Raw genomic sequence first — 10,331 nt, 5'->3', positions numbered from 1 at the left:
CACCATGTGATGCAGGCCGCGCAGGATGTGCATATGGCCAGCGACGGTGCCTTTGACGTCACCGTGGGGGCGTTGATCGACCTCTGGGGCTTTGGCGCCGGTCAGACGCCGGGCACCCTGCCAAGCGAGGCCGATATTGCCGCCGCCATGGGCTGCTGCGGTCAGGCGCAGTCGGTGGCCGTGCAGAACGGCGGTCTGACCAAGCTCAACGCCGGGGCAGAGGTCTATCTCTCCTCCATCGGCAAGGGCTTTGGCGTCGATCAGGTGGCGCGCGTGCTCAAGGGGTATGGCATCACCGACTATATGGTGGAGATCGGCGGCGATCTTTACACGGCGGGTCGCAACCCCGACGGTCAGCCCTGGCAGATCGGCATCGAGACGCCCGAGGCCTATGATCGCGGCGTGACCCAGGTGGTGGGTCTGTCGGACATGGGCATGGCGACCTCCGGCGATTACCGCAACTTCTTCGATCACGACGGCAAGCGCTATTCCCACATCATCGACGCAACCACCGGTCGCCCGGTCGAGCACGACACCGCGTCGGTCACGGTGCTGACCGACAACGCGATGCTGGCGGATGCCTGGGCAACCGCAATGCTGGTGCTGGGCCGTGAGCGCGGTCTCGAGATCGCAAATCAGCGTGATATGGCGGTGCTGTTCCTGGATCGTGCGGTTGAAAACGGTGCCACCGGGTTTACCTCCACCGCATCCAACCGTTTCAAGGCGCTGACAGCCTGAGTGCTGTCCGCCGGCGCCGCCTGAGCTCAGGGAGCCTGTAATGTCGACCTTTCTGCTGACCTTCGGATTGTTCCTGATCGTGATGCTGGGCATGGCCTTTGGCGTCCTGTTCAGCGGCCGCACGATCAAGGGCAGCTGCGGCGGGCTGAACGCGATTTCCGATGCGGATCAGTGTCTGGTCTGCAAGAAGGACATCGACCCCGACAGCCCCCTGCGCGAGCGGCTGGCCTGTCCGCGGGCCCGCAAGATGCTGGAAGAGATGGAGCGGGATCAGGGCTGAACGTCCGACCTCTCGCTGTTTTCCAAGACCCATAAAGACCCTCGAAGACACCTTCGGGGGTTTTTCTATTGCGGCGGGTGCTAGCCGGTGGTGCGCATCGGCACAAAGCCCAGCACCAGCAGGCACAGCGCCGCGATCACGCCAAACAGCCACAGATGGCTGCGGGGGCCTTCGGTCTTCCAGACGGTGCGATAGCGATACCCCGCCAGGCAGGCGATCACAAAGAGCAGCGTGGCGCTGAGGGGGGTGAGGGTGACGTCGATCAATGGAACCTCTCTGATCGGAAAGCGTTTACTCGGGCGAGAATTGTAATACCGTATAAGATGATAAAGGGAGGAAATGCCATGCCTGCTTCATTCACTCCGAAAACACGGGGCTCCGAGAGCAAGGGAAAGACCAGCAGCCAGACGCTGAGCACCAATATGTCCGCCGCCGAGGCCAAGGTCAGCGATGTTCTGGCCAGCAAGGACGGGGGGCTGTTCTGGATCAACCCGGACGACACGGTGGCCCATGCGGTCGAGGTGTTGCGCGACAAGGGGATTGGCGCGCTGCTGGTGAAGAACCCGCAAGGAGACCTGGTGGGGATTCTCTCCGAGCGCGACATCGTGCGGCGCCTTGCGGATACGCCGGGCAAGACCCTGCCGCAGACGGTCAAGGATCTGATGTCGACAGATGTGGTCACCGCGACGCCGGATCAATCGGTGGTGGAGGTACTGCGCCGGATGACCGACGGGCGCTTCCGTCACATGCCGGTGGTGGACCAGGATCAGCTTGTCGGCATGATCACCATCGGCGACGTGGTGAATTTCCGCCTCGCGGCGCTGGAATATGAGGCGTTGCAGATGAAGCAGCTGATCGTCGGCTGACCGGGATGCGCCCTTGAGCGGCGCGACGATCTGATCCCGCGCCCCCGCCAAAGGCGGCTAGACGTTCTGCCGCGCAGTGGAGCGGGCCAGGGCCGCGATCAGATCGGTGCGGGTCACGATTCCTACGATCCGCCGGTATCTGAGGATCGGAACCGCGTCGGTCTCCCCGTCGGCCATCATCGGCAGCAGCGCTCCGACCGGGGTGTCCGGGGTGGCGCGAGGGCCGGCGACGCTCATGATGTCGCCGGCGGTGGTGGGTTTTCTCAGGGTGCGGTCCAGCATCCGCCGGAGGGCGGACCAGTAACCGCGATCCAGCCGCAGCGCGTCCGCCCGTGCCTGGGTGATGAGATGCATCTGGAAGATCACACCAAGGAACTTTGTATCCGAGTCGACGACCGGCAGCGAGGTGAACCGGTGCTGCCGGAACAGGTCGGCGACATCCGCGAGCGGCGTTTCCGGGGTGATCGTAATCAGGTCCTGCGACATGATCTCACCGGCCGTCAGCGGACCGGAGGCATGGCTGGCCGCCTGCAATTCCGCTGCCCCGATCAGCCGGGCGAGATCCTCCACCCCAAGGTTGAAGGACTGGCTGTAGCGTTCGAGAAGCGCCGTCAGCTCTGCCTGCGTCAGGCCGAGCCGTTCGGTCGGGGTGCGATCATCAGTCTGATGCGGGCCCGGGCTGTCGAATTGCCGGAACGGATACCGCCGCCCCGTAAGGCGCGCATAGATCGCCGCGCAGATCACCAGCGCGAGTGTTCCCAGCGCGATCGGGGCGACCGCGAACCAGAAGCCAAGCTCTGAAATGGCCTCCGGGTTCATGGCTGCGGTCATGGCAACCGCGCCCGCAGGCGGATGCACCGCGCGACACAACAGCGTGGCAAAGATCGCCAGACCCACGGCGACCGCGATCCGCACCGTGGGCTCCGCGATCAGCAGGCAGACTGCAACACTGACCAGCGCCGCGACGGTATTGCCGACGATGGCGGACCAAGGCTGCGCCAGCGGGCTGTTCGGGATCGCGAACAGCAACACCGAGGAAGCACCGAAGGGCGCAACGAGATAGAGCCCCAGCTTGAGGTCCACTTCGGGCGACAGCAGGAACATCCCGGTCAGCCCCAAACCAAGCAACGCGCCGGTGCCGGCCCGGATGGCTTCGTGCAGGGGGACGCGGGACACTGCGGGTCCGAGGGATCTGAGGAGTTGCACGCATTGGGCCTTTATCGCTGTGTGCCCGAAAATTCATCACCTTGCAGGAATGGTCAACTCCGCGCTTGCACAAAAAACACAACGGTCATGATGATGCCCACGGCGATGATGAACAGGCGGAGCAGGGCGGTATTCCGGACCCGCCGGGCCAGCGCCGCGCCCAGAACGCCGCCGGCGGCGCAGGACGGCGCCAGGATCACGGCCGTGGTCCAGTCGATCAGCCCGGCGAGGGTATAGGTCGCGACCGAGACAAGCGACAGAATCACCGACATCAGGTTCTTCAGCCCGTTCATCTGGTGCAGGTCGGTCATGCCGATCACGCCAAAGGCGGCAAGCAGCATGATGCCGAGCCCGCCGTTGAAGTAGCCGCCATAGATCGAAACGGCAAAGATCACCGCATGACCGGCGGTTTCGGAGAGGTGACGTCCGGATCTCATCTGGTGGCGCAGATAGGCCGGACCAAAGGCAAAGGCGAGGGTGGCGAGCAGCAGGAACCAGGGCACGATGCCGGAAAACAGCTCGCTAGGTGTCACCAGCAGCAACCCGGCGCCGATCAGCCCGCCAATACTGGCAATGAGGATCATGCGCGCAAGGGCGGATGTCCCATCCCCGGTGCCGATGTCGTGGCGATAGGCCCAGGCGCTGCCGGCATATCCGGGCAGCGCAGACAGGGTCGCGGTGGCATTGGCCATGATCGGCGGCACGCCTGCCCAGACCAGTGCCGGAAAGGACAGAAAGGTGCCGCCCCCGGCGATGGCATTCAGAGCGCCTGCGGCAAGCCCCGTCAGGATCAGGGCAATGGTGGTCAGCATGGTGTTTCTCCTGTGGCTGACGCGGCTGTTGCATGGATGTGAAATGGTCTGCAAATTGGTCTGAAATGGGGAGAGGGCGCATGACAACCAGGCGGGTTCAACAGGTCTTGGCCGATCTTCAGGCGATGCTGGCAGCGCAGCGCATCCTGCCGGGGGATCGGCTGCCCTGTGAACGGGATCTGGCGCGCCGCCTGGGATGCAGTCGCGAAACCCTGCGCAAGGCCCTCGCTGAGCTGGAGCAGGCGGGGGAGATCTGGCGCCATGTCGGGCAGGGGACATTCTACGGTCCGCGCCCGCGCGGGCATCCGATCCGGGAGCGGATTCTGGTGCAAGGGGCGTCGCCGCTCCAGTTGATGCAGGCGCGGTTGACCATCGAACCCTCTGTGGCGGCCGAGGCGGCCCAGTTGGCGTCGCGCGCTGATGTGGCCTATCTGACCGATCTGGTGCGCCGGGGCACCGGGGCGACAACCCGGACCGAATGCGAGGAGATTGATGCCGCATTTCATCGCGGCATCGCCGAGGTGACCGGCAACCCCATCCTGCTTGGCCTGCTGGATTATCTGGCGGGCGTGCGGCGGCACGCCGCCTGGCAGCGGGAATGGGAACGGACCTACCGCAGATTGGGCGTGACCGCCTTTACCGAGGGCCACAGCCAGCAACATCATGCCATCGTGGACGCCATCACAAGACACGCTGCCACCGAGGCGGCGGAGGCCATGCGCGGCCACCTGATGACCATAGATGACGCCATGCGCGCGGCAGGCCTGCCAGCCTGAGACCCGACGCCGGGGCCAGATTCCCGAAGGATCCGATCACGATGGCTCAGGTGGTTTCCAGCAGCTTTCGTTGAGGCGCGACCACTTCGGCGATGAGCTTTTGCAGCGCGCGATGCTTCAGCGAAGTCTTGGCGCCCAGGGTGTGAACATAATCGGCCATTTCCTGATGCAGGCCGCCGGTCTCCGCCTCGGGGCTATAGGCCTTGAGCGCCTTGCCCAGGGCGACGACGGCCTCCACCGCGGCCCGTTCGACCGTCTCGTCCGGCGGCGTGCCGGTGCGCGCCGCGGTTTCGACCGCCTGTTCAAACGCGGGCACGGCGGTCTCATAGGTGGCCAGCGTGCTTTTGATGCGTCCGGCGTCGGGGCCGGTGACGGTCGGCTTGGCGACGCTGGTGGCCTTCATGTGGAAGCGGCAGAAGCTCTCATAGGTCAGTTCGATCTCGCCCGGGTGCCAGTCATTGGCGACCCCGACGGCGCGAACCACCACCGGGTCCTCGTCATAGAGCTGCTCCAGATAGGTCACCACCTTGTCGACATTGGTCTCGGGCTGGGCAAGCGTGCGTTCGTTGATGCCGCAGCGGCGCATGGCCTCCTTGGCGATGGCGTTGCCCTCGACCTTGGCCCCATAGGCCATGGCGTATTTCGACAGGGTCGGGTTCTTGCGCAGGGCCATGCGCGCGGCCTTGCGGTTCTGCGGCTGCTCCAGCGCTGTCTTGTATGCGGCCCAGGCCTGCGCGATGGCGACGTTCTTCTCAATCTCGACACCGAGGTCGAGTAGCGCCTCGCCGGCGTCCGCACCAGAGGAGATCGCCAGCCCGATCGGGGCGGCGGGGGACAGTTTGGTGGCTTCGCCCGCGACTTTGACCGCCTTGATGCCCACCCTGATGTCTGCAATGATATTCTGTTTCGTTTCAAGCCCGTAGCGGTTCATCATCGCATCCAGCTGCACCGTTGCAGCGGCGCCTGCGTCCTCGACGTTTTCGATCCAGATCAGGAGCTGCTCGGCGTGTTTGACCGCTTCGGCGATGGCAAAGGCCAGTTCGGCGCAGGCCTGCACCAGCCCCATGCCGGGCACCAGGTCGGCAATCAGCCCGGGGCCCTTGGTGACGATCTTCTGGGCCAGTTGAAAGGTCATCTTGTCGCGCTGAACGATGGCGATCAGCGTCTCCATCGAGTCGAGCCGCTTCTGTTCGGCGGCGGCGATTTCCTCGGCGTCGGAGCTTGGCGGTGGGAAGCCGGTGACCAGCAGCTCCTCGAAGGCGGCGTCCTTCTCTTCCATGAAGGCGCGCAGTTTTTCCTCTTCGGAGCGGGCGGCGGCGGCTTCCTCAAGCGCCTTTTGTTCCTTCAGCTTGTTGATCGCCTCGATCGAGATCGGCGCGGTATCCGGCCCCTCGATATTGCCGTATTCCTCGGTGCTCTCCTGGGCAAGCTTGGTGGCCTCTTCCAGTTTGGAGCGGGCGGTTTCCAGATCCTCGCCCAGCTTTTCGCTGTTTTCGGCGGCGGCGATCGCCTTGATGGCATCCTTGACGCCGCTGGACCCGATGATGCCTGCGGCGGCGTCTTCCATCGCCTTCATCGCGGCCAGCGTGTCGGGCGGCGTCTTTGCCATGGCCTGCTTGACGGCGGTGGCCTGTGCGGCGGTTTCAAGGCCGGTCTTGATGTACGCGCCGATGGCGGCCACATCGCTGTTGCCGGTCCCGGCAAGCCCGGTGGCAATCCCGTCGCCAAAGGATTTGAACGCCGCTTCGACATTGCCTTCGGCCAGATGCTTGCCGGCGGCTGCACCGCGCGCCCCGGCGGTGATGGTGCCCGTGATCGCAGTCGCGACCTTGGCATCGACACCGGCGGTGGTCAGGGATTGGCCCAGCATCTTGGTCAGCGTGTCTGTCACCGCAAAGGCGTCTTTCTTGGCGATGGCGTCCGGCAGTTCCTGCGCGCCGGTGCGCAGGATGCCGATTACGGCCTTCACCTCGGGAGAGCCGACGGCATTGCCGATTTCGGCGAGGATGAAATCCATCGCCTTGCCCGGTTTCGGTGGATCTTCTGCCAGGGCCTTGGCGGCGCCGGTGGCGGTGGCGAGGCGTGAGACATTCTCGCCGATCAGCTTGCCCACTTCGGTCAGCTGCTTGTCGCCGGTGGCGGCAAAGCTGGAGGTGATCGCCTTGCCGAATTCGTTGAACGCCCCTTCGAGATCGCCTTGGGCAATCAGTTTGCCCGCATTAGCGGACCGCGCGGCGCCATTGATGATGCCTGTCACGCAATCGGCCACGGTGGGATCAACGCCCGCACTCTTGAGGGTGGTGCCGAGGGCCTCGTTGAAGATGTCGACCGCCTTGATGGCATCGCGTTCCTTGACCACCGTGGGCACGATCTTGCAGGTGGCGGTAAACACCACGTCGCACATCTCGATGACCTCGGCGGCCTCCTTGGTGTCGGTGAGCACCTTGGCGTTTTCGGTCACAGCCGCGACCGACCCGGCAAAGCCGGTGAGCTTGCCCGCCGCGTTGATCGTGGCCTTGCCGATGGTTTCGACCGGGGCGAATTTTTCCAGGAAAATATCGGCCTTGGACATGTTCTTGGAATGCTCCTGCAAACGCGCCTCGTAGAGGGCGGAGCTTTCCTGAAAGGTCTGGACCACTTCGGAGTGGCGGTCGTTGATCATGTTTTCCGGGATGATCCCCTGCCGCATCAGCGGCTGCCACAGGTCCCGCGCCATACGGTCATGGGCGTCCTTGATCGCCTGCGCTTCCTCGTAGGTAGGGAAATCCGGATCTGCCGGTTCCGGCACCTTGTAGTAGTCGAGCTGTTCCAGTTCCGCCTGCATGGCGAGGATCTTCTGGTATTGCTCTTGCAGCCGCCCCAGCTTGTCGCCGTCGATGGGCTTGGCGCCGGGCATGTCGGCGTAGGTGTCCACCTCGGCAAAGGGGTCGTGCTTGGCAGTGTCCAGAAGCGGCATCGACTTGCCATTCTTCAATTCCACCTGAATGGCGGCAAAGGCGTCCTGCAGCTCTTGCAGGGCGTCGTCGGTCAGGGTTTCGGCGATCATCTGCGCGCCGGCCTGGCGCTGCTCGAAATCCGTGTCCGCCTGCTGGGCCTGGGCGGCAACGCCGGTGACCTGGCCGACCCAGGTTGTCTGTTCGGGCGTCATGGGCATGGGGGGTCCTCCCTCGTCGGTCGGCTCAAACGCCGCGCAGGACTTCAAGTTCGATGTAATTCAGGATGGCGTTCATGGGCACGGCGATGCCGTTGACCTTGAACGGGTTCATGGCGGCGTGTTTGACCAGCGCGTTGCCCTTCATGTAGCCGCGATAGAGCCGCACCAGGCGCAGCGCATCCTCGCGGGCCTTTTTGCGCGCCTTTTCGTCGCCTGCGGTGTCCGGATCGCCCAGCACCGAAGCGGCGGCATCAAAGGCGGTCGCGTCAAAGGCGGTTGCGACCTTCTCTATCGCCGTGAGGCCGGACTTGGCCTTGCTGGCCTTATCCCCGTCAAAGCCGCTGTCTTCGTCCACGGCGTCACCGGCGGTGCGCGCCAGGGTTGCCAGATCCTGGCTGAGCCGGTTGACCGCCGAGGCCCAGCTCTTGCCGATGCCGGCGAGCTTGTCGAAATTGTCGACCGGTTTGGGCGGGTTGCCCATGGCGCGGGTGATGCGGTGCTGAACGCGCGACCGGATTTCCTCGGCCGCCTCCAGATTGCCGCCCTTGGCCTGGCTCAGCGCAGACTCGTTCAGCTTTTCGATGGCCTCGTATTCTTCGCGGGTCTGCTCGGTGATCTGGTCGCTGCCCTTGAGCTTTTTCAGATTGCTCGCGGTCTGCTTGGTGCGGGCTTCGAAATCCTTGATCTTGCGCTCTTTTTCCTCGCGCGCGTCGACGGCGGCCTGCTGATCGGTCAGCAGTTCGGCGACCACCCCCATATCCGCAGGGTCCGGGGCGGTGCCGGCCTTCTCGGCGGCCCGCAGACGGGCGGTGGCATTGAGCCAGGCATCGGCCTTGGTTTCGACGTCTGTCAGCTTGATCTCGGCATAGTTCTGAAGCGTCGGATCCTCGCCCACGATCATGCCATGGGCTTCGGTCAGGGTGTCGCGCAGGGCGCCTTCGTATTTGTCTCCGGTCACACCAAAGGCCTTGCGCAGCATGGTCGCGACCGTGCCGTGGTCTTCCTTGCCATAGTCAAAGATCGCCTTGGCCAGCGCGTTTACCTTTTTTTCCACCGCCTTGTATTTGACCAGCGTGTCATCGCGCCAGACGCGCATGTCATCGGTGGCGGTCTTGAAGGCCTCGACCTGCTTGGCCAGCGCATCAAATGCGGTGTGGGCGGTGTCGGGGGATTGCTCCTGCCAGCTCTCGTGCAGCTCGTTGAAGCGTGTTTTCAGCTCGTCATATCTGGTCGGCTGGATTTCCGCGGCGGGCAATTTGTCGGTGCCGCCGGGTTTGCCGATCACTTCGGAAATCTGGGTGATCAGGGTCGCGCTTTTCTGGTTGATGACCTCGGCGTGGCTCAGTTCGACGAGCAGCGTATCGGCCTTGTCCAACAGACCCGCAAGCGGCGCGAGCGCGCCAATGTTCTTGCCCTCGTTCAGCACCAGCTCTGCCATGGCGATAAGGTCTGCCAGCTGCTGCTTCTGTGCGGCGGGCACCTTGGTGCTGAGCCCGGTCAGCCCGCTTGTCAGCGTGTTGATCTTGGTCCGGTGTTTCTGGGCTTCGGTGTCGAACGCCTGCGCCGCGTCGGTGCGGGCCTTTTCGGCCTGGGTTTTCCACTTGGTCAGGGTGGCCAGTTCCAGATCGTACCGACGGGATTTTTCGGCCTTGGTGCCGATGTCGCGCAGGGTCTTGCCAAAAGCATCCGCCTTGTCGACCTCCCAATCGATGAGATCGTCGGCGATCGTCTGGCATTCCTGCATGGTCTGGCGGAACTCCGGCGCCTTGCGCATGGCCTCGGCCAGGGTTTCGAGCGCGGCGGTGTCCTTGAGCGCGGCATCGACCTTTTCCATCAGGGTCTTGCGGGTGGCCATGAACTCCTTCAGCGCGGTTTCCATGGCCTGCTTCGCGTCCTCAAGCGACAGGTTCTTGTCCTCGATGGCGTGGCGGATGGCATTGTGTTTTTGCGAGGAGAGATCGGCGTGGGCCTGGGCAAATGCGGTGTCCGGCACCTGGAGCACGTTTTCGGTATCAAGCTGCGCCAGACCCTCGACCTTGGTTTCCAACTCTTTGAGTCTGGGTTGATCCTCGCTGACCGCGCTCTGGATCTGGCGGTAGAATCCATCGGCCAGTTCGGCTTTTTCGCCGCCTTCCTTGCCCTTGCGGGCGTTTGTGATGCCCTGACGCAGGGCGCGGCGGGCGATATTCTGGAAATCGCCGGCACCGATCACAAAGGTTCCGTTGGCCTCGCTCATGCGTTTGGCGTTCAGATATTCATCGTGAAAGAAGGTGTGCTCGGGCGAACCTTCGAGGCCGCGCAAGGCCGACAAGGCGGCCTGTTCGGCGCTCAGATAGGCCCGATAGCCTTCGATCAGGTCCTTGTTTTCCTTCAGGTTGCGCTTCTTGCCGAGTTTGGCGAGGCCCTTGCCGGTGGTGAAATACGATTTGATAAACGTCTGCTGCGGTTTGGAAAGATCATCCCAGGGCATGACGGAAACTCCTGTCGGTCAAAGACCTC

At 63.8% G+C, this 10,331-nt stretch carries 9 protein-coding genes; 4 read left to right on the top strand and 5 right to left on the bottom strand.

The window, feature by feature from the left end:
• The coding region (locus MHM97_RS21165) for an FAD:protein FMN transferase (RefSeq protein ID WP_239325352.1) at positions 1–738 on the top strand (738 nt) is incomplete at its 5' end.
• 40 nt (positions 739–778) lie between these two features.
• Entirely contained in the window at positions 779–1,018 is a 240-nt protein-coding gene (gene nqrM / locus MHM97_RS21160; protein ID WP_239325350.1) for a (Na+)-NQR maturation NqrM, read from the top strand.
• Between the two features lie 80 nt (positions 1,019–1,098).
• On the opposite strand, the gene MHM97_RS21155 is transcribed toward nqrM, so the two are convergent.
• Complete coding sequence (locus MHM97_RS21155) at positions 1,099–1,284, bottom strand: hypothetical protein (RefSeq protein WP_239325348.1); 186 nt, start codon at positions 1,282–1,284, stop codon at positions 1,099–1,101.
• A gap of 78 nt (positions 1,285–1,362) precedes the next feature.
• On the opposite strand from MHM97_RS21155, the gene MHM97_RS21150 reads away from it, so the two are divergent.
• Entirely contained in the window at positions 1,363–1,884 is a 522-nt protein-coding gene (locus MHM97_RS21150) for a CBS domain-containing protein (RefSeq protein WP_239325346.1), read from the top strand.
• 57 nt (positions 1,885–1,941) lie between these two features.
• On the opposite strand, the gene MHM97_RS21145 is transcribed toward MHM97_RS21150, so the two are convergent.
• Together MHM97_RS21145 and MHM97_RS21140 are read right to left on the bottom strand one after the other, a co-directional pair.
• A complete protein-coding gene (locus tag MHM97_RS21145; RefSeq protein WP_239325344.1) occupies positions 1,942–3,090 on the bottom strand; it encodes an HPP family protein in 1,149 nt (382 codons plus the stop codon).
• A 53-nt stretch (positions 3,091–3,143) separates the two neighbouring features.
• On the bottom strand, positions 3,144–3,902 hold the full coding sequence (locus MHM97_RS21140) for a sulfite exporter TauE/SafE family protein (RefSeq protein WP_239325342.1): 759 nt from the start codon (positions 3,900–3,902) through the stop codon (positions 3,144–3,146).
• Between the two features lie 80 nt (positions 3,903–3,982).
• On the opposite strand from MHM97_RS21140, the gene MHM97_RS21135 reads away from it, so the two are divergent.
• Positions 3,983–4,678, top strand: coding sequence for a FadR/GntR family transcriptional regulator (locus MHM97_RS21135; protein WP_239325340.1), 696 nt, complete (start codon positions 3,983–3,985; stop codon positions 4,676–4,678).
• A 46-nt stretch (positions 4,679–4,724) separates the two neighbouring features.
• On the opposite strand, the gene MHM97_RS21130 is transcribed toward MHM97_RS21135, so the two are convergent.
• Complete coding sequence (locus MHM97_RS21130) at positions 4,725–7,832, bottom strand: hypothetical protein (RefSeq protein WP_239325332.1); 3,108 nt, start codon at positions 7,830–7,832, stop codon at positions 4,725–4,727.
• A gap of 25 nt (positions 7,833–7,857) precedes the next feature.
• A complete protein-coding gene (locus tag MHM97_RS21125; protein ID WP_239325330.1) occupies positions 7,858–10,302 on the bottom strand; it encodes a hypothetical protein in 2,445 nt (814 codons plus the stop codon).
• Between the last annotated feature and the right edge of the window lie 29 nt (positions 10,303–10,331).

This window comes from Epibacterium sp. Ofav1-8 (genome assembly GCF_022348185.1).
GTDB lineage: Bacteria > Pseudomonadota > Alphaproteobacteria > Rhodobacterales > Rhodobacteraceae > Epibacterium.
Note: the sequence above shows the minus strand (reverse complement) of the source record. Positions and strands in the feature narration are given on the sequence as shown.

Bases quoted from the DNA above. Each gene is read 5' to 3' on its own strand.
- nqrM (WP_239325350.1), top strand. From the start codon at position 779: ATGTCGACCTTTCTGCTGACCTTCGGATTGTTCCTGATCGTGATGCTG.
- MHM97_RS21150 (WP_239325346.1), top strand. From the start codon at position 1,363: ATGCCTGCTTCATTCACTCCGAAAACACGGGGCTCCGAGAGCAAGGGA.
- MHM97_RS21140 (WP_239325342.1), bottom strand. From the start codon at position 3,902: ATGCTGACCACCATTGCCCTGATCCTGACGGGGCTTGCCGCAGGCGCT.
- MHM97_RS21135 (WP_239325340.1), top strand. From the start codon at position 3,983: ATGACAACCAGGCGGGTTCAACAGGTCTTGGCCGATCTTCAGGCGATG.
- MHM97_RS21130 (WP_239325332.1), bottom strand. From the start codon at position 7,832: ATGCCCATGACGCCCGAACAGACAACCTGGGTCGGCCAGGTCACCGGC.
- MHM97_RS21125 (WP_239325330.1), bottom strand. From the start codon at position 10,302: ATGCCCTGGGATGATCTTTCCAAACCGCAGCAGACGTTTATCAAATCG.